Source organism: Rhodococcus sp. NPDC058505 (assembly GCF_042720095.1).
Classification (GTDB): Bacteria; Actinomycetota; Actinomycetes; order Mycobacteriales; family Mycobacteriaceae; genus Rhodococcus_G.
This window is the reverse complement of sequence record NZ_JBHXNB010000012.1, coordinates 33,407-58,869: the sequence shown is the minus strand read 5'-3', so window position 1 is coordinate 58,869 and position 25,463 is coordinate 33,407. Positions and strand designations below refer to the sequence as shown.

At 70.2% G+C, this 25,463-nt stretch carries 23 protein-coding genes and 1 tRNA gene; 14 read left to right on the top strand and 10 right to left on the bottom strand.

Annotation, left to right across the window (positions count from 1 at the left end; genetic code table 11):
• Positions 1-5: 5 nt before the first annotated feature.
• Positions 6-788: a dioxygenase gene (locus ACFWPA_RS11575; protein WP_378570208.1), complete on the top strand. Its 783-nt coding sequence runs from the start codon at positions 6-8 to the stop codon at positions 786-788.
• Positions 789-820: 32 nt separating this feature from the next.
• On the opposite strand, the gene ACFWPA_RS11570 is transcribed toward ACFWPA_RS11575, so the two are convergent.
• Entirely contained in the window at positions 821-2,125 is a 1,305-nt protein-coding gene (locus ACFWPA_RS11570) for an ISL3 family transposase (protein ID WP_378570207.1), read from the bottom strand.
• A gap of 155 nt (positions 2,126-2,280) precedes the next feature.
• Positions 2,281-2,733: a peroxiredoxin gene (locus ACFWPA_RS11565; RefSeq protein WP_378507822.1), complete on the bottom strand. Its 453-nt coding sequence runs from the start codon at positions 2,731-2,733 to the stop codon at positions 2,281-2,283.
• Between the two features lie 56 nt (positions 2,734-2,789).
• Here ACFWPA_RS11565 and ACFWPA_RS11560 point away from each other — a divergent pair, with 56 nt between their 5' ends.
• From ACFWPA_RS11560 to ACFWPA_RS11505, 12 genes are all read left to right on the top strand, one after another.
• Positions 2,790-4,358, top strand: a complete 1,569-nt coding sequence (locus ACFWPA_RS11560; RefSeq protein ID WP_378507821.1) for an anthranilate synthase component I — start codon at positions 2,790-2,792, stop codon at positions 4,356-4,358.
• Positions 4,351-5,043 (top strand): TIGR02234 family membrane protein, encoded by a 693-nt coding sequence (locus ACFWPA_RS11555; RefSeq protein ID WP_378507820.1) that lies wholly within the window; start codon positions 4,351-4,353, stop codon positions 5,041-5,043. The genes ACFWPA_RS11560 and ACFWPA_RS11555 overlap by 8 nt, the downstream gene beginning before the upstream one ends.
• An 84-nt stretch (positions 5,044-5,127) precedes the next feature.
• Complete coding sequence (gene trpC, locus ACFWPA_RS11550; protein WP_378507819.1) at positions 5,128-5,937, top strand: indole-3-glycerol phosphate synthase TrpC; 810 nt, start codon at positions 5,128-5,130, stop codon at positions 5,935-5,937.
• A gap of 117 nt (positions 5,938-6,054) precedes the next feature.
• Positions 6,055-7,305, top strand: a complete 1,251-nt coding sequence (gene trpB / locus ACFWPA_RS11545) for a tryptophan synthase subunit beta (RefSeq protein WP_378507818.1) — start codon at positions 6,055-6,057, stop codon at positions 7,303-7,305.
• Complete coding sequence (gene trpA / locus ACFWPA_RS11540) at positions 7,302-8,105, top strand: tryptophan synthase subunit alpha (protein ID WP_378507817.1); 804 nt, start codon at positions 7,302-7,304, stop codon at positions 8,103-8,105. The genes trpB and trpA overlap by 4 nt, the downstream gene beginning before the upstream one ends.
• Positions 8,102-9,088 carry a prolipoprotein diacylglyceryl transferase gene (gene lgt / locus ACFWPA_RS11535; RefSeq protein WP_378507816.1) on the top strand — a complete coding sequence of 329 codons (987 nt, stop codon included), beginning with the start codon at positions 8,102-8,104 and terminating at the stop codon, positions 9,086-9,088. Before trpA ends, lgt begins: the two co-directional genes overlap by 4 nt.
• Complete coding sequence (locus ACFWPA_RS11530) at positions 9,085-9,618, top strand: TM2 domain-containing protein (protein WP_378507815.1); 534 nt, start codon at positions 9,085-9,087, stop codon at positions 9,616-9,618. Before lgt ends, ACFWPA_RS11530 begins: the two co-directional genes overlap by 4 nt.
• Positions 9,619-9,896: 278 nt before the next feature.
• Complete coding sequence (gene gltB / locus ACFWPA_RS11525) at positions 9,897-14,474, top strand: glutamate synthase large subunit (RefSeq protein ID WP_378570206.1); 4,578 nt, start codon at positions 9,897-9,899, stop codon at positions 14,472-14,474.
• Complete coding sequence (locus tag ACFWPA_RS11520) at positions 14,467-15,972, top strand: glutamate synthase subunit beta (RefSeq protein ID WP_378507814.1); 1,506 nt, start codon at positions 14,467-14,469, stop codon at positions 15,970-15,972. The genes gltB and ACFWPA_RS11520 overlap by 8 nt, the downstream gene beginning before the upstream one ends.
• 116 nt (positions 15,973-16,088) lie before the next feature.
• Positions 16,089-17,507: a pyruvate kinase gene (gene pyk, locus ACFWPA_RS11515; protein ID WP_378507813.1), complete on the top strand. Its 1,419-nt coding sequence runs from the start codon at positions 16,089-16,091 to the stop codon at positions 17,505-17,507.
• Between the two features lie 45 nt (positions 17,508-17,552).
• Positions 17,553-18,449: an acyl-CoA thioesterase gene (locus ACFWPA_RS11510; protein WP_378507948.1), complete on the top strand. Its 897-nt coding sequence runs from the start codon at positions 17,553-17,555 to the stop codon at positions 18,447-18,449.
• Positions 18,450-18,547: 98 nt separating this feature from the next.
• Complete coding sequence (locus ACFWPA_RS11505) at positions 18,548-20,401, top strand: ABC transporter ATP-binding protein/permease (protein ID WP_378507812.1); 1,854 nt, start codon at positions 18,548-18,550, stop codon at positions 20,399-20,401.
• 25 nt (positions 20,402-20,426) lie between these two features.
• Here ACFWPA_RS11505 and ACFWPA_RS11500 read toward each other — a convergent pair whose 3' ends face one another.
• On the bottom strand, positions 20,427-20,579 hold the full coding sequence (locus ACFWPA_RS11500) for a hypothetical protein (RefSeq protein ID WP_378507811.1): 153 nt from the start codon (positions 20,577-20,579) through the stop codon (positions 20,427-20,429).
• A gap of 318 nt (positions 20,580-20,897) precedes the next feature.
• Here ACFWPA_RS11500 and ACFWPA_RS11495 point away from each other — a divergent pair, with 318 nt between their 5' ends.
• Positions 20,898-21,872, top strand: coding sequence for an alpha/beta hydrolase (locus tag ACFWPA_RS11495; RefSeq protein WP_378507810.1), 975 nt, complete (start codon positions 20,898-20,900; stop codon positions 21,870-21,872).
• A gap of 7 nt (positions 21,873-21,879) precedes the next feature.
• On the opposite strand, the gene ACFWPA_RS11490 is transcribed toward ACFWPA_RS11495, so the two are convergent.
• From ACFWPA_RS11490 to ACFWPA_RS11460, 7 genes are all read right to left on the bottom strand, one after another.
• Positions 21,880-22,338, bottom strand: coding sequence for an SRPBCC family protein (locus ACFWPA_RS11490; RefSeq protein ID WP_378507809.1), 459 nt, complete (start codon positions 22,336-22,338; stop codon positions 21,880-21,882).
• A gap of 90 nt (positions 22,339-22,428) precedes the next feature.
• On the bottom strand, positions 22,429-22,593 hold the full coding sequence (locus ACFWPA_RS11485; protein WP_378507808.1) for a hypothetical protein: 165 nt from the start codon (positions 22,591-22,593) through the stop codon (positions 22,429-22,431).
• A 310-nt stretch (positions 22,594-22,903) separates the two neighbouring features.
• Positions 22,904-23,770: an SGNH/GDSL hydrolase family protein gene (locus tag ACFWPA_RS11480; protein WP_378507807.1), complete on the bottom strand. Its 867-nt coding sequence runs from the start codon at positions 23,768-23,770 to the stop codon at positions 22,904-22,906.
• Between the two features lie 110 nt (positions 23,771-23,880).
• Positions 23,881-24,117 (bottom strand): hypothetical protein, encoded by a 237-nt coding sequence (locus ACFWPA_RS11475; RefSeq protein ID WP_378507806.1) that lies wholly within the window; start codon positions 24,115-24,117, stop codon positions 23,881-23,883.
• Between the two features lie 252 nt (positions 24,118-24,369).
• The gene (locus ACFWPA_RS11470) at positions 24,370-24,678 is read right to left on the bottom strand and encodes a type II toxin-antitoxin system PemK/MazF family toxin (RefSeq protein WP_378570205.1); all 309 of its coding nucleotides are present in this window, start codon (positions 24,676-24,678) and stop codon (positions 24,370-24,372) included.
• Positions 24,678-24,929 (bottom strand): YlcI/YnfO family protein, encoded by a 252-nt coding sequence (locus ACFWPA_RS11465; protein WP_378507804.1) that lies wholly within the window; start codon positions 24,927-24,929, stop codon positions 24,678-24,680. Before ACFWPA_RS11465 ends, ACFWPA_RS11470 begins: the two co-directional genes overlap by 1 nt.
• A 337-nt stretch (positions 24,930-25,266) precedes the next feature.
• A tRNA-Leu gene (locus tag ACFWPA_RS11460) sits at positions 25,267-25,343 on the bottom strand.
• Between the last annotated feature and the right edge of the window lie 120 nt (positions 25,344-25,463).

Genomic DNA, 25,463 nt, shown 5'->3' with positions numbered 1-25,463 from the left:
TGGACATGTCGGATCTCGTCATGCCGTCGCTGTACCTCAGCCATGGTGCACCGCCGCTCGTCGACGACGCACTGTGGGTCTCGCAACTGCAGGCGTGGTCGGCGAATCTGCCGCGACCGACGGCGATCCTGATGGTGTCGGCGCACTGGGAGTCCGCGCCGCTGACCATCGGGTCGGTCACCACGGGAACTCCACTGGTCTATGACTTCGGCGGATTCGACCCCAAATACCGCCGGGTCCGGTATCCCGCGCCGGGGGCGCCCGACCTGGCGCGACAGGTCGCCGCGCTGATGCCCGACGACGAACCGGTGTACCACCGGCCGGACCGCGGGCTTGATCACGGCGCCTACGTCCCGTTGACCGTGATGTACCCGGACGCCGACATTCCGGTGCTCCAGATGTCGATGCCCACCCTCGACCCGCAGCGGCTGCTGCACCTGGGGGAACGGCTGCGCCCCCTGCGCGACGCGGGCGTGCTGATCGTGGGGTCCGGATTCACCACCCACGGGCTGCCGTTCCTGCGGGACTGGACGCCCACCGCCGCCGCGCCTGGCTGGTCTCGGGAATTCGACGCATGGGCCAGCGAGCGCTTCGCCGCAGGCGACGTCGACGCGCTGGTCGACTTCCGGGCACAGGCACCGGGCATGCCGTACGCGCATCCGACGATCGAACACTTCGCGCCGCTGTTCGTCGCGCTCGGGGCGTCCAGCGATCCCGAGCAGACTCCCAAGCAGGTCGTCGACGGATTCTGGATGGGACTGTCCAAGCGGTCCCTGCAGCTGGCGTAGGCAGCTCCGCCGCCCGTGCGTGATTTTTGGCTCTACTGACGCATCCGTGGGTCCACCAGAGTCGGCAACCGAGGCGGGTCACCCCCGAGACTGAGCATCGCCAACGCGATCAACGACTCGGGGGTGGCAAACCCGAACGCCTGCCGAGTAATCAACCGAATCTTCGTATTCACCGACTCGATCCGGCCATTAGACAGACCATGCTCGATCGCAGCAAGGATCGGCGCCCGCTGAGCGGCAACCGAACCCGCAAGCGCAACGAACTCGGTAATCCCACTGCCTGCCGCACGGCCGAGCCAGGCATCGAGTTCCGGTTCTGCGGCGGTGTGATCAAGCGCGAAGATCAGCCGCAACTCTTCTTTAAGCAGGTAGGCGCGGTGCACCAACGGGTCGTGCAGAGCAACCCACTCAAGTTGAGTCTTCTGTCGGGCGGTGAGATTCTCCGGGTTCTTCAACAATGCCCACCGCACGTTCTTGACCTGGTGTGACGGGCTCGACCGGTCAGGTTTGGTGCGGGCGTGCCACTGCGACGCCTGCCTGGACGGCTCGGTGCGACGGGCCCGATTCCACGCGCTACGACGCACCTTGTCGAGGGACTTCGTCGCCCACGCAACGATGTGGAACGGGTCCGCGCACCGCACCGCCTGCGGGGCACGTGCGGCCACGACATGCGCGATCCACGATGCAGCGTCGGCGGTGATGTGCGTCAGTTGCGCGGACCGCTGCTCGCCGAGCAGGGTGAAGAACTTCTCCAGGGTGGCCTTGTCGCGGCCTGCCGCGGCCCACACCAGCCGACCGGTGCTGTGGTCGACGACCACCGTCAGGTACTTATGACCGCGTTTGTAGGAGATCTCGTCGATCCCGATCCGCGTCAGCCCAGCGAACCGATCGGTTGCGTGTTCGCTGTCGGCCCAGACCCGGTCGACGATCGCACCGACGGTCCGCCACGCGATCCGGGTCAACTCCCCGGTGGCGGACTTGCTGGTGTGGGTGGCCAGCCATGCGACGGTGTCGTCGAAGACCCGGGTGTGGCCGGCGCCGTGGCGTGCCCAGGGCACCGCGGCGACGACCACCCCGTGGAAACGGCAGGTCACCCTCGGTGCCTCGGCCTCGAGGTAGGTGTGGGCGAGGCCGACGTCGACGGTCCGCCACAACCGCACCCCATGTCCGCGGTCATAGCGGGAGCACCGGCGGTTGCAGATCCCGCACCGTGAGCACGCCCGCGCGTTGGGACGCACCGACACGATCATCGCGTCGAGGTTGTCGTCCCAGCGGGTCGCGTTGATGACGGTCTTGTCGAGTCCGAGGACCCGCTTCCATATGCTTGTGTCGCGCACGCCGTTTTCCGTGTCTGTAGTGGACTGTTTCTAGACAATCCAGAACGCTACTGGGAGAACGGCGTGCGCCTCATTTGGTACGGGGTTCCACCCACGGACACGTCACAAGAGCCTGATTTTTACCCCGATCGGGGTAAAAATCACGCACGGGCGCGTCAGCGCTTCAGGAAGCTGAGCGCCTGGTCGGCGTGCGTGCTGGCGCGCAGCTCGCTGGCGATCACCTTCAGCACCGTGCGGTCGGTGCCGATGACGAAGGTGGTGCGCTTCACCGGCGACAGCCGCGCGAGCATCCCGCGCCGGACCCCGAACTGCTCGGCGACCGCACCGCCGACATCGGAGAGCAGCGGATAGTCGAACGACTTCGCCGCCGCGAACGACGCCTGCGTCGCCACCGGATCCACCGAGATCCCCGCCCGCGCCGCTCCGACCGCCGCGAACTCGGCAGCGAGGTCCCGGAAATGGCAGGCCTCCGCGGTGCACACCGGGGTGTTCGCCGCCGGGTAGAAGAACAACACCAGCGGCCCGTCGGCGACCAGTTCGGACAGCGTGCGCACCGCGCCAGTCTGGTCGGGGAGCGCGAAATCGGGGGCCTGATCACCGGTCTGCATGCGCGCGAGGCTACCGCGCGCGACCGCCACCGAATCGGGGCTGGGATGATGGGCGCATGCCCGGCGAGTCGATCACCGTGACCCCCGCAGCCGCCGCGACGGCCGCAGCCACCACCACCCGTGCACAGTTCCGTGCGCTGGCGGCCGAGCATCGGGTCGTCCCGGTGACCCGAAAGGTCTTGGCGGACGCGGAAACCCCGCTCTCCGCGTACCGCAAGCTCGCGGCGGACCGGCCCGGAACGTTCCTGCTCGAGTCCGCCGAGAACGGCCGCTCCTGGTCCCGCTGGTCGTTTATCGGTGCGGGCAGCCCCGCGGCCCTGACCGTCGTGGACGGCGAGGCCGCCTGGTACGGCAACGTTCCGGCCGGCGCCCCCTGCGGCGGCGACCCGATCGCCGCGCTCGGCCAGACCCTCGAACTGCTGCGCAGCGAACGCCTGCCCGACCTGCCCCCGTTGACCGGCGGCATGGTCGGGTTCATGGGCTACGACGTCGTGCGCCGCCTGGAACGGCTGCCGAGTCACGCCGTCGACGACCTGCAGATCCCCGAGATGGTGATGCTGCTCGCCACCGACCTGGCCGCCGTCGACCACCACGAGGGGGCGATCACGCTGATCGCCAACGCGGTGAACTGGGACGGCAGCGACGACCGCGTCGACGAGGCGTACGACGACGCCGTCGCCCGGCTCGACGCGATGACCAGCGCCCTCACCGCGCAGGCGCCGTCGACGGTGTCGGCGTTCACCACCCCAGCACCCGAGTTCCGGCGGCAGCGCAGCACCGAGGAGTTCGGCACCGACGTGCGCAGGCTGATCGCCGAGATCGAGGCCGGTGAGGCGTTCCAGGTGGTGCTCTCGCAACGCTTCGAGATGGACACCGACGCCGCCCCGGTGGACATCTACCGGATGCTGCGCGCGTCCAACCCGAGCCCGTACATGTACCTCGTCAACGTCCCGGACGGGGACGGTGGCACCGCGTTCGCGATCGTCGGGTCGAGCCCCGAGTCCCTCGTCACCGTCAAGGACGGCACCGCGACCACGCACCCGATCGCGGGCACCCGGTGGCGCGGCACCACCGAGGAGGAGGACCTGCTGCTCGAGAAGGACCTGATCGCCGACGAGAAGGAGAACTCCGAGCACCTGATGCTCGTCGACCTCGGCCGCAACGACCTCGGCCGGGTGTGCGAGCCGGGGACGGTCCGCGTGCACGACTACCGGCACGTCGAGCGCTACAGCCACGTCATGCACCTGGTCTCCACGGTCACCGGCCGCCTCGCCGACGGCAAGCATGCCCTCGACGCGGTCACCGCCTGCTTCCCGGCGGGGACCCTGTCCGGGGCGCCGAAGGTGCGGGCGATGGAGCTGATCGACGAGCTCGAACCGACCCGCCGCGGCATCTACGGCGGCATCGTCGGCTACCTCGACTTCGCGGGTGACGCCGACACCGCGATCGCGATCCGGTCCGCGCTGGTCAAGGACGGCACCGCGTACGTGCAGGCCGGGGCCGGTGTGGTCGCCGACTCCGACCCGGTCTACGAGGACACCGAGGCCCGGAACAAGGCGATGTCGGCGCTCAGCGCGATCGCCGCGGCGGGCACCCTGCGCACCCTCGGAGTCACCGATGAGTGACGCCGACACCGCATCTCCCCGCCGCTCCGCCGCTGCCGCCGCGTTGCCTGCGCTGCTGCTCGCGGTCGCGGCGCTGTGCCTGTGGGCGGCATCGCGGATGACGTGGGTGCGGATCGATTCGTCCGACGGGCTCGGTGAGGCCCGCACCGTCGACCTCATCGGCGGCACCTGGGCGGCGGCAACCACGCCGCTGGCGCTGGCGTTGCTGGCCGCGATCGCCGCGTCGTTCGCGGTCCGCGGGTGGGCGTTGCGGGTGGTCGCGGTTGCGGTCGCGGCGGTCGCGGTCGCCGCGATCGTGCCCGCCGCGCAACTGCTGGTGTCGGAGGTGGACCCGGCACGGGCCGGTCGCCTCGCGGAACTGCCCGACCGCGCCGAGGTCACCGCCAGCGAGGTGTCCGTTGCGCCCGCCATGCTGGTGATCGTCGGGGGTGTGCTCGCGCTGGCCGCTGCGGTCGCGCTGCTGCGCAAGGCGTCGGTCGCCGCGGGTCTGTCGTCGAAGTACGCGGCACCCGCCGCCCGCAGGGACGAGGCGGCCCAGCGTCGCGATTCGGCGGAACCGCCGAGCCAGCGGGTGCTGTGGGATGCCCTCGACGCGGGCGACGATCCCACCGACGATTCCGCGGAGGAGGGTCCCGGCGAGGCCGACGGGCCCGGCCCGTCCGCTGGCACGGACACCCGCCGTTAGTCAAGAGAACGGCGGGCTCTAGGCTGGCTTCACCGGATGACGTTCCTCACAATCGGCGACAGCCCAGAAAGGACTCGGGACGAAATGACTGTTCTCGATTCGATTCTCGACGGGGTGCGCGCCGACGTCGCCGCCCGCGAGGCCGTCCTCGACTTCGCCGCGGTGAAGGCGGCTGCGGCTGCCGCCAAGCCCGCGCTCGACGCGGCCGCTGCGCTCCGCGCCGACGGCATCGGGGTCATCGCGGAGGTCAAGCGGGCCAGCCCGTCCAAGGGTGCGCTGTCGACGATCACCGACCCCGCCGCCCTGGCCCGCGCCTACGAGGAGGGCGGCGCCCGGGTGATCAGCGTGCTCACCGAAGAGCGCCGGTTCAAGGGGTCCCTCGCGGACCTCGATGCGGTGCGCCGGGCGGTGAGCATCCCGATCCTGCGCAAGGACTTCATCGTCGGCCCGTACCAGATCCACGAGGCCCGCGCGCACGGCGCGGACGTGATCCTGCTGATCGTCGCCGCCCTCGACCAGAACACCCTCGCCTCGCTGCTCGACCGGACCGAGTCCCTCGGCATGACGGCCCTCGTCGAGGTGCACACCGAGGAGGAGGCGGACCGCGCCCTCGAGGCGGGCGCCAGCGTCATCGGGATCAACGCACGCAACCTCAAGACCCTTGACGTGGACCGGGACACCTTCGGCCGGATCGCGCCCGGTCTCCCGAGCCGCGTCGTGAAGATCGCCGAGTCCGGGGTCCGGGGTCCCGCGGACCTGCTCGCCTACGCCGGTGCAGGCGCGGACGCGGTGCTCGTCGGCGAGGGGCTGGTCACCAGCGGCGATCCGCGGACCGCGGTGAAGGATCTCGTCGCGGCAGGCACCCATCCGTCGTGCCCGAAACCGGCACGCTGACCGGCTGACCCGGGCGGGAGACCGCCCCCGCCCCTAGGGCAGACTGGACGGGTGACTGCAGACGATCCCGTACTTTCCGCGAAGGGCTTCCCCAGCACGAACCAGGGCCTGCCACTGATGAGCGATGCAGTGGCGACCCCCACCGCGCACGAACCTGACGCGGGTGGACATTTCGGGGTCTTCGGCGGCCGCTACCTTCCCGAGGCCCTGATGGCCGTCATCGAAGAGGTGACCGCCGCCTACGAGAAGGAACGCGGCGACCCCGGCTTCCTTGCCGAACTCGACCGCCTCCAGCGCGACTACACCGGGCGGCCCTCGCCGGTGTACGAGGCCACCCGGCTCAGCGAGCACGCGGGCGGTGCGCGACTGCTGCTCAAGCGCGAGGACCTCAACCACACCGGGTCCCACAAGATCAACAACGTGCTCGGGCAGGTGCTGCTCGCCAAGCGGATGGGTAAGACCCGCGTCATCGCCGAGACCGGGGCTGGCCAGCACGGCGTCGCGACCGCGACCGCGTGCGCCCTCTTCGGGCTCGACTGCCTCGTCTACATGGGCGAGGTCGACACCCAGCGGCAGGCACTCAACGTCGCCCGCATGCGACTGCTCGGCGCCGAGGTGATCGCCGCGAAGACCGGGTCGCGCACCCTCAAGGACGCCATCAACGAGGCGATGCGGGACTGGGTCACCAACGCCGACAACACCTACTACTGCTTCGGGACCGCCGCCGGTCCGCACCCGTTCCCGGCGATGGTCCGCGATTTCCAGCGCATCATCGGTCTTGAGGCGCGTGCCCAGGTGCAGGCCTCGACCGGTCGGCTGCCCGACGCGGTCGTCGCGTGTGTCGGCGGCGGATCCAACGCGATCGGCATCTTCCATCCGTTCATCGACGACGCCGCGGTGCGGCTGGTCGGCATCGAGGCGGGCGGCGACGGCGTGGACACCGGGCGGCACGCCGCGACGATCGGCGGCGGCAGCCACGGCGCGCTGCACGGCGCGTACTCGTACCTGCTGCAGGATGAGGACGGGCAGACCATCGAGTCGCACTCGATCTCCGCCGGACTGGACTATCCCGGTGTCGGGCCGGAGCATTCGTGGCTCGCCGATACCGGTCGCGCCGAATATCGGTCGGCCACCGACACCGCCGCGATGGACGCGTTCGCGTTGCTGTGCCGCACCGAGGGCATCATCCCGGCGATCGAGTCCGCCCACGCCGTCGCGGGAGCACTCGAGGTCGGCAGGGAACTCGGCGAGGGCGCGATTGTGCTGGTGAACATCTCGGGCCGCGGCGACAAGGACGTCGACACCGCAGGCAAGTGGTTCGGATATCTCCCCGCAGACAGCACCGACGCCGAAGGAGCAGCGCAGTGAGCGCCCCGCACGAACGCCTCACCGAGATCTTCACGAGCTGCCGCGCCGAGAAGCGCGCCGCGCTGGTCGGGTACCTGCCGGTCGGCTATCCGACCGTCGCGGAGTCCGTCGCGGCCGTCACCACCCTCGTCGAGGCGGGCTGCGACCTCGTCGAGGTCGGCATCCCCTACAGCGACCCGGTGATGGACGGCACCACGATCCAGGACGCCGCCACCGCGGCGCTGGCCGCCGGGGTGCGCGTACGTGACGTGTTCCCTGCCGTGCAGGCCGTCACCGACGCGGGCGGGGCCGCGGTCGTCATGACCTACTGGAACCTGGTGCTCCGGTACGGGGTCGACAACTTCGCCCGTGACCTGGCCGCCGCGGGTGGGCTCGGGATAATCACCCCGGACCTGATCCCCGACGAGGCCGCCGAGTGGATCGCCGCCTCCGACAAGTACGGCCTCGGCCGCATCTTCCTGGTGTCGCCGTCGTCGACCAACGAGCGGCTCGCGATGACGCTGGACCAGTGCCGCGGCTTCGTGTACGCGACGTCGACGATGGGGGTCACCGGTGCCCGCGACAACGTCGACAACCGTGCGCCGGAACTGGTTGCCCGGGTTCGGGAGCACTCCGACATCCCCGTCGGCGTCGGTCTCGGCGTCCGATCCGGGGCGCAGGCCGCCGAGATCGCCGCGTACGCGGATGCGGTCATCGTCGGCTCCGCGCTCGTCACCGCGACGGCGGCGGGCCCGGATGCGTTGCGGGCCCTGACGACCGAACTCGCCGCCGGTGTCCGTTCGGCTACCGTGGCGTCGTGACGTCGACAGTCGAACTGCTCGCCTACCTCCCGAGTCCGCCGCAGGGGGTGTGGACCATCGGTCCGGTGCCGCTGCGGGCCTACGCCCTGTGCATCATCGCGGGCATCGTGGTCGCGGTGGTGTGGGGTGATCGCCGCTGGGTCGCCCGCGGGGGCGAGAAGGGCACCGTCCTCGACGTCGCGATCTGGGCGGTGCCGTTCGGCCTGGTCGGTGGCAGGCTGTACCACGTCCTCACCGACTGGAGCACCTACTTCGGGGAGGGTGGCAGCCCCGCCGACGCGCTGAAGATCTGGCAGGGTGGCCTCGGGATCTGGGGCGCGGTCGCGCTCGGCGCGGTCGGCGCGTGGATCGGCTGCCGCCGGATGGGGGTGTCCGTCGCCGCGCTCGGTGACGCGATCGCCCCGGCAGTCCTGCTGGCGCAGGCCATCGGCCGGCTCGGAAACTGGTTCAACCAGGAACTGTACGGCCGGGAGACGACGGTGCCGTGGGGGCTGGAGATCTATCAGCGGGTGAACGAGGCGGGCCGCCTCGACGCGCTGACCGGCACCTCCAACGGTGTCGTCGAGAGGGTTGTGCACCCGACCTTCCTGTATGAACTGGTCTGGAACGTCCTGGTCGTGATCCTGCTGGTCTGGGTGGACCGCCGCTTCCGGATCGGGCACGGCCGCCTGTTCGCGCTGTATGTGGCCGGCTACTGCCTCGGCCGGTTCTTCGTGGAGCTGATGCGTGACGACCACGCCACCCTGATCGCCGGGATCCGGATCAACTCGTTCACCGCGGCGATCGTATTCGCCTGTGCGGTGGCGTACGTTGTCCTCGCGACGAAGGGTCGCGAGACGCCCGCTGAACTGCGGATCGGGAAGGCCCGCACCGAGTACGTCGCCGAGCACCCCGACGCGGCGCCCGCCGCCGACGGTGACGCCGCCGACGGCGACCCGGCCGCGCGGGCGAAGGGCACAACGACACCGGGGGAGGACTCGTGACCACACCCGACGACGACTGGCAGAAGCGCATCGAGAACGGTGGCAGCTGGGCCGACCCGGGGCCCGGGTATCCGCCGCCGCCGAGCGGCGGGACCGCCGACTCGCGGCCGCCCGGACCCGTGTACGGGGCGCCCAGTACCGGCCATCCGCCGCCCGGGTTCCCGCCGCTGGACGCGACGCAGCAGTTCGCCGCGGTGCCGGGATATGGCTACGCCCCCGCGGACGCGGGCGCGCCGTACGGCCGCGACCCGGTCACCGGGGAGCCGTTGTCGGACAAGTCGAAGGTCGCGGCCGGGCTGCTGCAGATCCTGCTCGGCATGGTCGGGGTGTGCGGGGTGGGCAGGCTCTATACCGGCAGCACCAACATCGGGCTCGCGCAGCTGCTGCTGTTCTGGGTCGGCTTCCCGGCAATGTTCCTGCTCGTCGGGTTTCTGATCGTGCCCGCGGTGTGGATCTGGGCGTTCGTCGACGGGATCCTGATGCTGACCGGGGCGGTCCGGGACGGGCAGGGGCGCAAGCTCCGCGACTGACCGCTCGACACCCGATGCCCGTGTGCACACCCGTTCTGCCGGCTGCACACGGGCGTTGGGCGTGCAGTGGGGGTGTGCGTGCCGGAGCGGGCGTGTGCACAGGGGGTGCCGCCGACCGACGGTGCCTGAAACCGGCACTCCTGCCAGCGGCGTTTCCGGCCTACACTGAGCGCACCCGAGTGTGACGCTCGGCCGACTGCGACCTGTGCGCCACACCGGACGTCGTCCACCCCCATGCGCCGCGTGCCATGACGGTGGCCGCCGAGTGGAGGTGTCAGGTGCTGTTCTCCCGGATACCCGAGCCGCGGGGCCTCTACGACCCGGCGCGTGAGTCCGACTCCTGCGGAGTCGCGATGGTCGCGGACCTGCACGGCCGCCGCAGCCACGGCATCGTCACCGACGGGCTGCTCGCCCTCGCGAACCTCGAACACCGCGGCGCGGCTGGCTCGGAGCCGAACAGCGGGGACGGCGCCGGGATCCTGCTGCAGCTGCCGGTCGAGCTGCTCGCCGCCGTCACCGGGTTCGACCTTCCCGACCCCGACCCGAACGGCGGCAACCGGTTCGCCGCAGGCATCTGCTTCCTGCCCCGCGACCCGGACGCCCGCCGCGCCGCGGTGACGCGCATCGAGCGGATCGCGGTGCAGGAGCACCTGGACGTGCTCGGGTGGCGGGAGGTGCCCGTCGACCCGGACGGCGCCGACATCGGCGCGGGCGCCCGCGACTGCATGCCGCACCTGAGTCAGCTGTTCGTCGCCGCCCGGGCGGGCCCGGAGGGCGTCCGCGCCTCCGGGCTCGACCTCGATCGGCTCGTCTACCCGCTGCGCAAGCGCGCCGAGCAGGCCCCCGACGACGAGCGCCTCGGCGTCTACTTCCCGTCCCTGTCCGCCAGGACGCTGGTGTACAAGGGAATGCTCACCACCACCCAACTGCCCGCCTTCTTCCCCGACCTACGCGACCCGCGGTGCGTCAGCGCGATCGCGATCGTGCATAGTCGCTTCTCCACCAACACGTTCCCGTCCTGGCCGCTTGCGCACCCGTTCCGGTACGTCGCGCACAACGGCGAGATCAACACCGTCCGCGGCAACCGGAATCGGATGCGGGCACGGGAGGCGCTGCTCGCGTCCGACCTGATCCCCGGCGATCTGCGGCGGCTGTATCCGATCTGCACGCCCGACGCCTCGGACTCCGCGTCGTTCGATGAGGTTCTCGAGCTGCTGCACCTCGGCGGCCGCAGCGTCGAGCACGCGGTGATGATGATGATCCCCGAGGCGTGGGAGAACCACCGGGCGATGCCGCAGTCCCGCCGCGACTTCTACCGCTACCACGCCTGCCTGATGGAACCGTGGGACGGGCCCGCCTGCGTGACGTTCACCGACGGCACCCGGGTCGGGGCGGTGCTGGACCGCAACGGGCTGCGGCCGGGCCGGTGGTGGCGGACGGTGGACGACCGCATCGTCCTCGCGAGCGAGGCCGGGGTGCTCGACGTCGAACCGTCGCGGGTGCTGGCGAAGGGCCGACTCGAGCCGGGTCGGATGTTCCTCGTCGACACGGCGGCGGGCCGGATTGTGCCCGACCCGGAGATCAAGGCGGACCTCGCCGCCGCCCGCCCGTACGGCGAGTGGCTGTACGCGGGCCTGCTCGGATTGGACGAGTTGCCCGCCCGGCCGCCGATCGTGCACCCGCACGAGTCGGTGCTGCGCAGGCAGGTCGCGTTCGGGTACACCGAGGAGGATCTGCGGATCCTGCTCACCCCGATGGCGTCGGGCGGCGGTGAGCCGCTCGGGTCGATGGGCACCGACACCCCCGTCGCGGTGATGTCGCAGCGTCCGCGGCTGCTGTACGACTACTTCGTCGAACTGTTCGCGCAGGTCACCAACCCGCCGCTGGACGCGATCCGGGAGGAGGTCGTCACCTCCCTGACCCGGGTGATGGGACCCGAGCAGAACCTGCTGCACCCCACCGCCGCGTCCTGCAGGCAGATCGTGCTGTCGTGGCCGGTGCTCGACAACGAGGCGCTCGGCAGGATCATCCACATCGACGACGAGGGCGACCACGCCGGGCTCGCGGCGACGGTGCTGCCCGCCCTGTACGACGTGGCGGACGGCGGGGACGGCATGGTGCGGGCGATCGAGGATCTGCGGGCCCGGGCGAGCGCAGCGATCGCCGACGGGTATCGCACCCTGGTGATCTCCGACCGCGACTCCGACCACGCCCGCGCCCCGATCCCGTCGTTGCTCGCGGTGTCGGCGGTGCACCACCACCTGATCCGGACCAGGGAACGCACCAAGGTCGCGCTCGTCGTCGAGTCCGGCGACGCCCGCGAGGTGCACCACGTGGCGTTGCTGATTGGGTTCGGGGCGGCCGCCGTCAACCCGTACCTGGCGATGGAGACGATCGAGGACCTCGTCGCGGAGGGCGAGCTGACGGGTCTGGAACCGGCGGTCGCGGTCCGCAACTATCTGACCGCGCTCGGCAGGGGGGTGCTCAAGGTGATGTCGAAGATGGGCATCTCCACGGTCGGGTCCTACACGGCGGCACAGGTTTTCGAGGCGATTGGGCTGGACCGCGCGGTGGTGCACGAGTACTTCCGCGGCACCACCTCGACGCTGGGCGGTGTCGGGGTCGACGTCCTCGCCTCGGAGGTCGCCGCCCGGCACCGGATGGCGTATCCGGACAACCCGGCCGACCTCGCGCACCGCCGCCTCGACGTCGGTGGCGAGTATCAGTATCGCAGGGAGGGTGAACTGCACCTGTTCACGCCGGAGACGGTGTTCCTGCTGCAGCACGCGACCCGCACCGGCCGCCGCGACGTGTTCGCCCGCTACAGCGCGGAGGTGAACACTCTCGCCGAGCGCGGCGGGGCGTTGCGCGGCCTGTTCCGGTTCCGGGAGGGGGTGCTGCCGCCGGTTCCGCTCGCCGAGGTGGAGCCGGTGGAGAGCATCGTCACCCGCTTCAACACCGGCGCGATGAGCTACGGGTCCATCTCCGCGGAGGCACACGAGACGATGGCCGTCGCGATGAACCGTCTTGGGGGGCGGTCGAATTCGGGTGAGGGTGGGGAGAACGCGGACCGGCTGCGGGATCCGCTGCGGCGCAGCGCCGTCAAGCAGGTCGCCAGCGGTCGATTCGGGGTGACCGGCGACTATCTCGTCAACGCCACCGACATCCAGATCAAGGTGGCGCAGGGCGCCAAGCCGGGCGAGGGCGGCCAGCTGCCCCCGTTCAAGGTGTATCCGTGGATCGCGGAGACCCGGCACTCGACCCCCGGTGTCGGGCTGATCTCCCCGCCGCCACACCACGACGTCTACTCCATCGAGGACCTCGCCCAGCTGATCCACGACCTGAAGAACGCCAACGAGAACGCCAGGGTGCACGTCAAACTGGTCAGCTCCGTCGGGGTCGGCACGGTCGCCGCTGGGGTGTCGAAGGCGCACGCCGATGTGGTGCTGATCTCCGGCAGCGACGGCGGCACCGGGGCCTCGCCGCTGACCTCGCTCAAGCACGCGGGGACGCCGTGGGAGATCGGTCTCGCCGACACCCAGCAGACCCTTGCCCTGAACGGGCTGCGGGACCGGATCACCGTCCAGTGCGACGGCGGCCTGCGGACCGGTCGGGACGTGATGGTCGCGGCGCTGCTCGGCGCCGAGGAGTACGGCTTCTCCACCGCGCCGCTCGTCGTCGCGGGCTGCATCATGATGCGGGTGTGTCACCTCGACACCTGCCCGGTCGGGGTCGCCACCCAGAACCCGGTGCTGCGGGCCCGGTACACCGGCCGACCGGAGTTCGTCGAGGAGTTCTTCCGGTTCGTGGCGGAGGAGGTTCGCGAACACCTCGCCAGGCTCGGGCTGCGGAGCATCGACGAGGCGACCGGCCGCGCCGACCTGCTGGACACCGCGGCGGGGGTGGCGCACTGGAAGAGCCGCGGCCTGGACCTGACGCCGATCTTCCTGGCGCCCGCCAGGCCCGACGGCGCACCGTCGCCGCAGCGGCACCGGGTCCGCGGCCAGGACCACGGGCTCGACCGCGCGTTGGACCGCAGCCTGATCCAGCTGGCGGAGGGCGCCCTCGAGGACGCGCACCCGGTGCGGCTGCGGCTGCCGGTGCGCAACGTCAACCGCACCGTCGGGACCCTGCTCGGCGCCGAGGTGACCCGCCGCTACGGCGCGACTGGGCTGCCGGACGAGACCATCGTCGTGACCCTGACCGGGTCGGCGGGGCAGTCCCTCGGCGCCTTCGTCCCGCCGGGGATCACCCTCGAGATGATCGGCGACGCCAACGATTACGTCGGCAAGGGGCTCTCCGGCGGACGGATCGTGGTGCGGCCCGCCGCGGACGCGCCGTTCGACGCGGAGCAGCAGGTGATCGCGGGCAACACCATCCTCTACGGCGCCACCTCCGGGGAGGTGTTCCTGCGGGGCCGGGTGGGGGAGCGATTCGCGGTCCGCAACTCGGGGGCGACGGCGGTCGTCGAGGGCGTCGGCGACCATGCCTGCGAGTACATGACCGGTGGCCGGGTGGTGATCCTCGGACCGACGGGACGCAATGTGGCTGCCGGGATGTCCGGGGGCATCGCCTACGTGCTGAACCTGGATCCGACGCTGGTCAACACCGCGATGGTCGACCTCGAACTGCTCGACCCCGACGACCTCGACTGGGTGCGCGACGCCGTTGCCGCGCACCGCGACCGCACCGGATCGCCGGTCGCGGCGTCGGTGCTCGCCGACTGGCCGCGGCGCAGCGGACTGTTCACCAAGATCCTCCCGGTCGACTACAAACGGGTGCTGGAGGCGACCCGGCTTGCGCGCGCCGAGGGTCGCGACGTCGACACCGCGATCATGGAGGCGGCCCGTGGCTGACCCGCACGGCTTTCTCCGGATTCGCAAGAGTGAGGCCCCGAAACGTCCTGTCGCCGAGCGGGTTCGGGACTGGGCGGAGGTCGGTGCCGGTCAGGCGGGCGAGGAGCGGGCCAGGGAGGTCGCGGAGCAGGGCGCCCGCTGCATGGACTGCGGCATCCCCTTCTGCCACTCCGGGACCGCGGGCTGCCCGCTCGGCAACCTGATTCCGGAATGGAACGACCTGGTGCGGCGCGGACGCTGGTCCGCCGCCGCGGACCGGTTGCACGCGACCAACAACTTCCCCGAGTTCACCGGCCGGATCTGTCCGGCGCCGTGCGAGGCGGCCTGCGTGCTGTCCATCGCCGAGCACGACACCGGCGGCAGCGTGACGATCAAACGGATCGAGCAGGCGATCGCCGACGCGGCATGGGAGGCGCACGCGGTGCCGCCGGTCCCGCCGCGGGTCCGCAGCGGGCGGGCGGTCGCGGTGGTCGGGTCGGGGCCGGCCGGGCTCGCTGCGGCGCAGCAGCTGACCCGCGCCGGGCACGACGTCACCGTGTTCGAACGGGATGACCGGCTCGGCGGGTTGCTCCGCTACGGGATCCCCGCGTTCAAGCTCGACAAGACGGTCATCGACCGCAGGGTCGAACAGATGCGCGCCGAGGGGACCCGGTTCGTCACCGACTGCGAGGTGGGCGTCGATCTCACCGCTGCGCAGCTGCGGGAGCGCTTCGACGCGGTGGTGCTTGCCGTCGGTGCGCTGCTGGCGCGGGACAACACCACCGTCCACGGACGCGAGCTAGACGGCATCCACCTGGCGATGGAGCATCTGGTGCTCGCGAATCGGGAATGCGAGGGTGACGGCGTCAGCCCGATCACCGGGCACGGTAAGCATGTGGTGATCATTGGCGGGGGCGACACCGGCGCCGACTGCCTCGGGACCGTGCACCGGCAGGGTGCGCTGTCGGTGACGCAGCTCGACTATCACCCGGAGGCGCCCGTCGTCCGCGACGACGAGCGGTCGCCGTGGCCGTCGTGGCCGATGGTGCTGCGCACCTCACCCGCGCACGCCGAGGGGGGTGTCCGGCGGTACGAGGTTGCGGTGCAACGCTTTGTGGGGGACGAGGCCGGGCACGTGCGGTCGATGGTGCTGGCCGAGGTGCGGGTCACCCGCGACGCGCGGGGGCGCAGGCACATCAGCCCGATCGGGGAGGAAGTCGAATTACCCTGCGACATGGCGCTTCTCGCGATCGGGTTCGAGGGGGTCGAGCACGAGCCGCTGCTGGAGGGTCTCGGTCTCAAGCTCACCGGCCGCGGCGTGCTGGGGTGCGGGTCGGACTGGCAGACCGGCGCGCCGGGGGTGTTCGTGTGCGGCGACGCCCACCGCGGGGCCTCGCTGGTGGTGTGGGCGATCGCCGAGGGCCGGTCCGCGGCGCGCGCCGCCGACGAATTCCTCACCGGGCGCTCGGATCTCCCCGCCCCGGTGCACCCGACGTCGCTGCCCCTCGAGGTGCTCTAGAACGGTCGGTGACCTGCGGGTGAACGGACGCCGACGGCGCCGTGTTCACAGACATGTGAAGGGATTCGCGGGGGAGTGAATGGAACCGGATCGGCTCACGGACTAGGGTTGAGCCCGTGACCCGACGGACAAAGATTGTGTGCACCCTCGGCCCCGCGGTGGCCTCCGAGCAGAAGATCCGCGACCTCGTCGCCAGCGGCATGGACGTCGCCCGCCTCAACTTCAGTCACGGCGAGCATGCCGACCACGAACACAACTATCACCTCGTCCGGGGCGCCTCCGACGCCACCGGCAAGGCCGTCGGCATCCTGGCCGACCTCCAGGGTCCGAAGATCCGGCTCGGCCGGTTCGCCACCGGTTCGACGGTGTGGGAGAACGGCGAGGAGGTGCGGATCACGGTCGAGGAGTGCGAGGGCACCCACGATCGGGTCTCGACCACCTACAAGGAACTCGCGCAGGACGCCAAGGCGGGTGACCGCCTCCTCGTCGACGACGGCAAGGTCGGACTCGAGGTCGTGCGCGTCGACGGCAACGACGTCGTCTGCCGGGTCACCGAGGGCGGACCGGTCAGCAACAACAAGGGTGTCTCGCTGCCGGGCATGAACGTCTCGGTGCCCGCGCTGTCCGAGAAGGACATCGAGGACCTCGAGTTCGCGCTCCGCCTCGGGGTCGACTTCATCGCGCTCTCGTTCGTGCGGTCACCCGCCGACGTGGAACTCGTGCATGCGGTGATGGATCGGGTCGGGCGCCGCATCCCGGTCATCGCCAAGCTGGAGAAGCCGGAGGCGATCGAGGCGCTCGAGGCGGTGGTCCTCGCCTTCGACGCGGTGATGGTCGCCCGCGGGGATCTGGGTGTCGAACTGCCGCTGGAGCAGGTGCCGCTGGTGCAGAAGCGGGCCATCCAGATCGCACGGGAGAACGCGAAGCCGGTCATCGTCGCGACGCAGATGCTCGACTCGATGATCGAGAACTCGCGGCCAACCCGGGCCGAGGCATCCGACGTCGCCAACGCCGTGCTCGACGGCGCCGACGCGGTGATGCTCTCCGGTGAGACGTCGATCGGCAAGTACCCGATCGAGACGGTCGAGACGATGGCCCGGATCGTGGAGGCCGTCGAGTCCGAGTCGACCCGGGTGCCGCCGCTGACCCACGTGCCGCGGACCAAGCGCGGCGTCATCTCCTATGCCGCCCGCGACATCGGTGAGCGCCTCGACGCGAAGGCGCTCGTCGCGTTCACCCAGTCCGGTGACACGGTGCGGCGCCTGGCCCGGCTGCACACCCCGCTGCCGCTGCTCGCGTTCACGCCGCTGCCGGAGGTGCGCAGCCAGCTCGCGCTGACCTGGGGCACCGAGACCTTCCTCGTGCCGCCGGTCTCGACCACCGACATCATGATCGGCCAGGTCGACACCGCGCTGCTGTCCCTCGGCCGGTACGCCAAGGGCGATCAGGTGGTGATCGTCGCCGGATCGCCGCCCGGCACCGTAGGCTCCACCAATCTGATTCACGTCCATCGGATCGGGGAAGAGGACCACTAGGTGAGTGACGCGGGTGCTGGCAGCGGGATCGTGACGACGGAGCAGATCTCGGCGGGCAATGTCCCGCCGGAGCGATCGCAGGATCTGTCGACCCTGCTGGAGCTGCTCGATCTTGAGCAGGCCGGCGAGGACACCTTCCTTGGCCGGCACCCGAGCGGCAGGGGGATCGGCAGCCGGACCTTCGGGGGCCAGCTGGTCGCCCAGTCGGTGATCGCGGCCGGGCGCACCGTCGACGGGGAACGGGCACCGCACCACGTGTCGGTGCACTTCGTCCGCGGCGGCGACCCGAAGCATCCGATCGAGTACCGGGTGGACCGGCTGCGGGACGGGCGGGCGCTGGCGAACCGGCAGGTGACCGCGCTGCAGGACGGTCAGGAACTGTGTGTGGCCCTGATCGGCTTCCAGGATTCGGGTCGCGGGCTCGAGCACGCGACGCGCGGCCCCGCCGTCGCGGATCCGGAGACGCTGCCCACCCTCGGTGAGCGGCTCGTCGGCTTCGAGGACGTGCTGCCCGGGTTCGTCGCCGCGCTACGGCCGATCGACATGCGCTACGTGAACGACCCGTCGTGGGTGCTCAAGGGTACCGGGGAGGCGCTCGGACACAATCGGGTCTGGATGCGCACCGACGGTCCGCTCGCCGACGACCCGCTGCTGCACGCCGCGGCGCTCGCCTACGGCTCGGACACCACCGTGCTGGACTCGATCGTCACCACCCACGGGCTGTCCTGGGGGTTGGACCGGCTCGTCGCGGCCACCGTCAACCATTCGATCTGGCTACACCGGCCGCTGCGGTTCGACGAGTGGGTGCTGTACTCCACCGAGTCTCCGGTCGCCGCCGGATCGCGCGGCCTGGCGACCGGCCACTTCTACTCCAGGGACGGGGACCTGCTCGCGACCGTCGTGCAGGAGGGGATGATTCGGCACTTCCCGAAGCGGGGCTGACCCCGGGAGTACACGGGTTCTCCGCTCGACCGGCCGGTGCACCCCAGCGGCGGTAGACTTCACGCGCTGTTCCCACCGCTACGGGAGGGGTCGCGAGCATGCCCGAATCGTCGTCGCTGGACTGGAATCACGAGTTTGGGAACAGCCTGCGGTGGACCCTCGAGGCCTTCGGTATTTCCGCGGTCTGCTTCCTCCTGATCGGGGTGCTGCTGCTCCGCTTCACCCGCTGGGGTCGACAGTTCTGGCGGATCAGCGGCGCCTACTTCACCGGTCGCGCCAGCGTGCCGGTGTGGGCGTTGCTCGCGGCTGTGCTGTTCATGACCGTGTTCGCGGTCCGGATGACGGTGCTGTTGTCCTACCAGGGCAACGAGATGTACACCTCGCTGCAGTTCGCGGCGCAGGGTTTCGCGCAGGGTGACGCCGCCGCGCTCGACGCAGCCAAGTCGGCCTTCTGGAAGAGCTTGCTGGTCTTCGGAATACTCGCCACCATCCACGTGGCGCGGTCCCTGCTCGACTTCTACATCGGGCAGGGATTCGACATCCGTTGGCGGCGTTGGCTCACCGAGCACGTGACCACCGACTGGCTCGACGGGCGCGCCTTCTACCGGGACCGGTTCGTCGACGCGTCGATCGACAACCCGGATCAGCGGATCCAGGCCGACATCACCGACTTCGTGCAGATATCCCGGACCCTGTCGATGGGCGCGGTCGGCGCCGTGGTCTCGCTGGTCTCGTTCACGAAGATCCTGTGGGACCTGTCCGGCCCGATGACCGTGTTCGGGACCGAGATCCCGAGGGCGATGGTGTTCCTGGTCTTCGGGTACGTCCTGGTGTCGACGATCGTCGCGTTCTGGCTCGGCAGGCCGCTGATCCGGCTGAACTTCTGGAACGAGCGCCTGACAGCGAACTTCCGTTACGCCCTCGTCCGGGTGCGCGACGGCGCCGAGAACGTGGCCTTCTACCGCGGCGAGCACGTCGAACGCCGCGGCCTCCTTGCCCGTTTCGCTGCCGTGCTGCGCAACTACTGGCGGATCGTGTACCGGACGCTGAAGTTCAACGGCTGGAACCTCGGCGTGAACCAGATCGCGGTCGTGTTCCCATTCCTGATCCAGGCCCCGCGCTTCTTCACCGGCACCATCACCCTCGGCGACATGACGCAGTCGGCGACCGCCTTCGGGCAGGTGCACGACTCGCTGTCCTTCTTCCGCGAGTCGTACGACACCTTTGCCGGCTACCGTGCCGCACTGATCCGCCTCGACGGGCTGCGCCGCGCCAACCACGTCTCCCGGGAGCTCCCCACCCTCGCCGCGGCCGACCTCGATGGCGCCCTGGAACTGGAGGACGTGCATGTCCGCACACCGGACGGCACACCGCTCGTGACCGGCCTCGACCTGACGTTGCGGCCGGGGGACGCGCTCGTCGTCAAGGGCAGGTCCGGCAGCGGGAAGACGACCCTGCTGCGCAGCCTCGCGCAGATGTGGCCCTACGCCGAGGGCCGGATCCGGTGTCCCGCCGGGCGTTCGACGCTGTTCCTGTCTCAGATGCCGTATCTGCCGCTCGGGGATCTGCGGACCGTCGTCGCCTACCCGGGCGGGGCGGCCGACGCCGGGGACGACGCGATCCGGGCGGTGCTGCGGAAGGTGCAGCTCGGCAACCTCGGGGACCGGCTCGACGAGGAACAGGACTGGGTGAAGGTCCTCTCGCCCGGTGAGCAGCAGCGGATCGCGTTCGCACGGATCCTGCTGCTGCGTCCGGCCCTTGTCTTCCTCGACGAGGCGACCTCGGCGGTGGATGAGGGCCTCGAGTTCATGCTCTACGACCTGATCCGCACCGAGGTGCCCGACTGCATGCTGTTCAGCGTCAGTCACCGAAGCACCGTCGACCGGCACCACACCCGGCAGCTCGAGTTGAGCGGTGCTGGGGCGTGGGAACTGTCGACGGTGTCGGTGTAGGCGGGCGCGGAGCGGGTCCGCGGCATCAGGGGCGCCAGCCCTCCGGCATGTGCTCGTCGGCGAACGCCAACTTGATCCGGATCAACTCGGACCGATTGGGCTTGCCCGACTTCATCAACAGCCCCTCGATCGCGGCCTGTTGGTCGTACTGCTGAATCTGGTTAGCGTCCATCTTCACCCCGACCAGGGGGCGGACCGGCCCCGGCCTAGGCATAGCGCCGATGTGTGTGTGCGGTCGCGCCCATCTGACCCCTCCCCGACTGCTCCGGATTAGCCGTTCTCGCATGCAATGTAGCGAACCGCCCAGACCGAATAGTACGTTTGCCCGTTTTTCCTGGACGAGTGTCCGATCGGCGACCCGGACCCGGTCACGATCGTTGCCGCCCCATAACGATTGGCGGACATCGGCGGTCCGAGGTTCGGACCCGGAATACCGTGGTCGGGCGGGAGGAACCATCGCGGTGTGGCGCATGGTGCGAACGTGACGGAGGTCCGAATGACGACCGTGCTGAGCCGAGCCTGGCGTTGTCTGGTGCTACTGCTGGTCACGGCGGTCGCGGTCCCGCTGAGCATCGCCGTCGCGCTCCCGGCCACCGCATCGGCGGACCCGTACCGACGACTGCACGAGGACTGGGTGCCGGCGCCGGGCGGAGTCGGGCACATCAAGGTTCGTACCTGGCTGGCGGCCAACGGAAGCGATCGCACCGTCTATCTCCTCGACGGACTGCGCGCCACCGACGACGTCAGCGGCTGGGAGCACGAGACGAACGCTGCCTGGCTCTCCGACCACGGCGTCAACGTCGTCGAACCGGTCGGCGGCCAGTCCAGCTTCTACGCCGACTGGTACGCCCCGAACAACTTCACCAACCAGCCGTACACCTACAAGTGGGAGTCGTTCCTCACCCGGAACCTGCCCGACTTCCTCGCCGCCACCTACGGTTTGAGCCGGTCGAAGAACGCGGTCGTCGGGCTGTCGATGGGCGGCAATGCCGCACTGATCCTGGCGTCGCGGCACCGGGACCAGTTCGCGTTCGCCGGCGCCCTGTCCGGCTACCTGAACCTGTCGGCGCCGGGGATGCGGGAGGCGATCCGGATCGCGATGCTCGACGCGGGCGGCTACAACTCGGACTGCATGTGGGGTCCGCCGTGGGATCCGGCCTGGCTGCTGCACGATCCGTTCGTGCAGGCGGAGGGCCTGCGCGGGTTGCCGATGTGGGTGTCCGCGGGCAGCGGCCTGCCCGGCGAGCACACCCGGCCCGTCGCGCCGATCGACTTCTGGAACACCACGATGGGGATGGGTCTCGAGGCGCTGTCGCTCGCGCAGACCCGGGCGTTCGAGATCCGGCTGCTGACGATGGGCATCGACACCGCCCACTTCGAGTTCCCCGCCACCGGGATTCACGCCTGGCCGTACTGGCAGGACCAGCTGTGGGCGATGCTCCCGATGCTCAAGGGTGCGATCGGCGCGTGACCCGCGGTCAGATCCGTTCCGCTCGGGCGGCGATGTCCCGCAGATCCGTCGTCATCACCTTCCTGGTGACCGCGGCCCCGAGCCGGCCGACGGTGGCGGCGAGCAGACGGTGCAGCACGGAGGTGCCCGGGTCCGCGGCGAACGTCATGGCCAGGTCGGTGCCGGAGCCGGTCGGGGTGAGCGTGAAGACCGTCGCGTACTCGGTGCCGCCGGACCGGGCCCGGACGACGGTGCGGTGCGGGGCATCGACCTCGGCGACCCACATCTCCTCGGTGGCCTCCCTGCCGAACATCGTGCGGGTCTCCCGCCACCGGGTGCCGACCCGGTAGCCGTCGCCCCCGACCCGCTCGATGCGGGTGACGCCGGAGAGGGTGTGCTCGGCGCCATCCAGATCGGTCAGCACCTCCCACACCCGCTCCGGTGTCGCCGCGACGTGGGTGGTGAGTCGAATCTCGTTGCTGGGCATGCAGGCTTCTCCTTGCGGGTTGCATGGACGACCTCATCCGAGGGTACGGGTGGTGCCGCCGCTCCGCGGGGTCCGCGACCGGAGGGTGTGTCAGGAGCAGGTGTTCGCGACCTCGTCACCCGCCATGACGGCGGCGACGAACGAGGCGGTGTCGGCCTCCGACGCGGTGATCGCGCCGCGGTGGTCCTGGCCCGGGTACACCCGGTAGTCGACCGGCGCGGCCGTGCACTTGGAGTTCTTGGGAGGTGCGTGCACTTGTGCGGCAAGCCCGAGCATCGCGCACCGCCGGGGTGGGTCTGGCCTGCCGATTTCCTGGCGTCCCCACCGGCCCGCGGTGTGCGATAGTGTTGCGCGTCACCGCCATCAGGTGACATGTCCCTCACGATACGTAGGAGTAGTTCATGGGCAGCATCGAGGAGATCTTCGCTTCCGTCGCCGACATTCTCGGCGGTCTTGGCCTCGGGTCGAGCGAGGGTGACACCGAGGCGTAGTCGCCCCGGAAGTCCACGGGACCCCGTCGCTCACCGAGCGGCGGGGTCCCGTCGCGTTCGGGTGTCCCGCTGGTTCACGCGGTGCCGATCGCGGCGAGCGCCGCGTCGGCGAGGGCGCGTTCACCGGTCGCGTTCGGGTGCACCGGAACCGGTTGCGTCGCCCCGATCATCGGCTCCACCCAGCGCTGCCCGGCCGGTTGGCAGCCGTCCCGGCCGAGCGAGGCCTGCGCCATATCGACGTACACGCTTCCGGTCTCGGCCGCCGCCGCCGCGACCGCGGCATTGAGGGTGTCCTGCAGGTCGTTCAGGTACGGGATGTCACCTGCCGCAAGGGGCATCGCGGGCGCGCACCCACCGTCGGTGGGGAGCAGGCGCGGATAGCCGACGATCACGACCTGTGCGTGCGGGGCGCGGGCGCGGACGTCACGCAGGGCCTGGACCAGTGCAGGCTGGGTGTTCTCCCGGACCGGGGCGGCGAGACTGTCGCCGTACTGCTGCTGGCACGGGTTCGATGCCGCGGGCCGGAGGGCGGCGGCGCCGATGCACTTGGCCATCGCGAGGCCGAAGGTGTCGTTGTTGTTGCCGCCGATCATCATCGTCACCACGTCCGTCGTCGGGGTGAGCGCATCGAGTTGTGGGGCCAGGCCGGGAAACTGGGGCCGGTAGAAGTCGTCGGTCTTGGCGCCGCCGCAACTGACGTCGGTCAGCCGGTAGCCGCGGTCCTCGGCAACCAGGTGCGCGAAGTTCCGCTCGGACTGCCAGCACGTCGGCAGCGTGCCCGGGACCATCGGTGCCACGCCGGATCCGGCGCTGAAGCTGTCGCCGAGATTGACGTACTCGACCGCTGGGGCGGCGGATGCGGCGACGGATGCGCCGAGTGACACCGTCGCGGCGATCACCGCTCCGGCGGCCAGTGTCCGTCGGGAGGTCCTGTCCACCACTGCCGCACCCCTGTCGCCGTGTCGGATCGCTCGGCGTCGACACCGGATCGACCCCGCGATTGGACAGGAATCTAGACGACTGTCCAGGTGAGGGCAAGGGTGACAGGCGATCAGGCGAGGCAGATCGGGAAGATGACGTTCGGCCCGAACAGCGGGACGATTCCGGCGGGGGCGCAGGCCAGGAAGGCGGCGAGCGGGTCCGCGTGCTGCTGTCCGATCAGGACGACCGGGTGGACCGGGCCGGGTGGCGGCGCCAGCGGTGCGGCGGTCGCCGGGGCCGGCGCGGCGAGGAGTAGGGGAGTCGCCGCCGCGGCGACCAGCGCCGAGCGGAGGGGTGTCGATGTCATGGCGAGCTTCTTCGTGCGATGCGGTGCGGTGTACGTCAACACTGCGCCCTCGCCCCGGGTCGCACAACCCTCGGTGCGGCGCGCCGCGGGGCGACATGGTGGTGAGCGGGTGGTGGCGATGCGCGGGAACGAAGTTCGGCCCTGGTCTGGTGCCCTCGGTGAGGCGAGATAGTCACATCCTGACGACCTTCGGGAGCAACGTGGTCCGTGCTGCTCATCGCTGGCGCGGATGCGGAACGTCGCCGCCGGGCATCAGAGGTCCGTGTCGAGGTCGAACGCTACGGCGATGGCGGAGGCGAGGGAGGCCTCCTGGTCGTCGTGCAGGTACCCGATCAGGCGCCCAAGGTCGGCCATCGGGATGGTTCCGATGTTGTCGCAGGACACCACGGAGTCGTGATCGAGACCGTTTCGGGCGTCGACGGGGACCTCGGTGGACAGGCCCTTGATGGTGCTGGTGATCGGGGCGACCGTGACGTTCGTCAGGTGCGGGATCACCGCCTCACGGGTGAGGACCAGGACCGGGTGGGTCTTGTCGAGGCGGGCGAGGCGGATCTCGCGCATCAGTCGATGTCCAGTGGGGTACGGGAGGCGTGGGCGGCGACGTCGTCGAGGTTGTCTGGGTCCTCGCGGTCCTTCCACGCTGCCAGGATCTCGGCGTCGCGTTCGGCGTTGCGTCGGCGCACCTCACGGCGGAGCGCGCGGGTGACGAGGTCGGCACGAGACTTGGTGTGGTGGTCGGCGACTTCCTGGTCGAGGAAGGCAACGAGGTCGGTGGGGATGCGGACGGTGATCTGCGTGGATGGGGTGGACATACCCCTATCATACCGATGTGGGATTCAAAGTGGTATGGATGCGTTGGCGGTGAGGTCTCGGGTCAGCCCGTCATCCGCCTGCCGACGAATCGCCGGTGGCCGGTGGCAGATCCAGTTTTCCTGTCCACCAGGAGCTCTCGCGCTTCGCGGTACGCTCGAGCCGTCGCATCGGCGGTGGATTAGGGCTGAGGAATACTCCGGTGTCGCTGGGGCAGAGTGTCCTGGGCGTGCGTGGGTAGGCGGTTGCTGCGGCTCGTGCGGATCAGGTGCGGACTGCCGCTTCCGGGGCGGATCTGAGGGGGCCTGGGTGAAGCCGGCATCCAACCCTGGGTTTGCGTGGTGCCCTCGGTGAGACTCGAACTCACACTGCACGGGTTTTGAATCCGTTTCCTCTGCCAATTGGGATACGAGGGCTGGTGCGGATACCGACTGTAGATGATCCGTTCGTCACGTCAAGCACCGGTACCCTGCAGGGGGTTGTACGGCGGCTGAAACGATCGAGCGGCTGTGGCTCACGAGGAAGGGAGAGGTCGA

Excerpts from the sequence above, each read along its gene's own strand:
- ACFWPA_RS11575 (WP_378570208.1), top strand. The coding sequence starts at position 6 with ATGTCGGATCTCGTCATGCCGTCGCTGTACCTCAGCCATGGTGCACCG.
- ACFWPA_RS11565 (WP_378507822.1), bottom strand. The coding sequence starts at position 2,733 with ATGCAGACCGGTGATCAGGCCCCCGATTTCGCGCTCCCCGACCAGACT.
- ACFWPA_RS11560 (WP_378507821.1), top strand. The coding sequence starts at position 2,790 with ATGCCCGGCGAGTCGATCACCGTGACCCCCGCAGCCGCCGCGACGGCC.
- ACFWPA_RS11555 (WP_378507820.1), top strand. The coding sequence starts at position 4,351 with ATGAGTGACGCCGACACCGCATCTCCCCGCCGCTCCGCCGCTGCCGCC.
- trpC (WP_378507819.1), top strand. The coding sequence starts at position 5,128 with ATGACTGTTCTCGATTCGATTCTCGACGGGGTGCGCGCCGACGTCGCC.
- trpB (WP_378507818.1), top strand. The coding sequence starts at position 6,055 with ATGAGCGATGCAGTGGCGACCCCCACCGCGCACGAACCTGACGCGGGT.
- ACFWPA_RS11505 (WP_378507812.1), top strand. The coding sequence starts at position 18,548 with ATGCCCGAATCGTCGTCGCTGGACTGGAATCACGAGTTTGGGAACAGC.
- ACFWPA_RS11495 (WP_378507810.1), top strand. The coding sequence starts at position 20,898 with ATGACGACCGTGCTGAGCCGAGCCTGGCGTTGTCTGGTGCTACTGCTG.
- ACFWPA_RS11490 (WP_378507809.1), bottom strand. The coding sequence starts at position 22,338 with ATGCCCAGCAACGAGATTCGACTCACCACCCACGTCGCGGCGACACCG.
- ACFWPA_RS11475 (WP_378507806.1), bottom strand. The coding sequence starts at position 24,117 with ATGACATCGACACCCCTCCGCTCGGCGCTGGTCGCCGCGGCGGCGACT.
- ACFWPA_RS11470 (WP_378570205.1), bottom strand. The coding sequence starts at position 24,678 with ATGCGCGAGATCCGCCTCGCCCGCCTCGACAAGACCCACCCGGTCCTG.
- ACFWPA_RS11465 (WP_378507804.1), bottom strand. The coding sequence starts at position 24,929 with ATGTCCACCCCATCCACGCAGATCACCGTCCGCATCCCCACCGACCTC.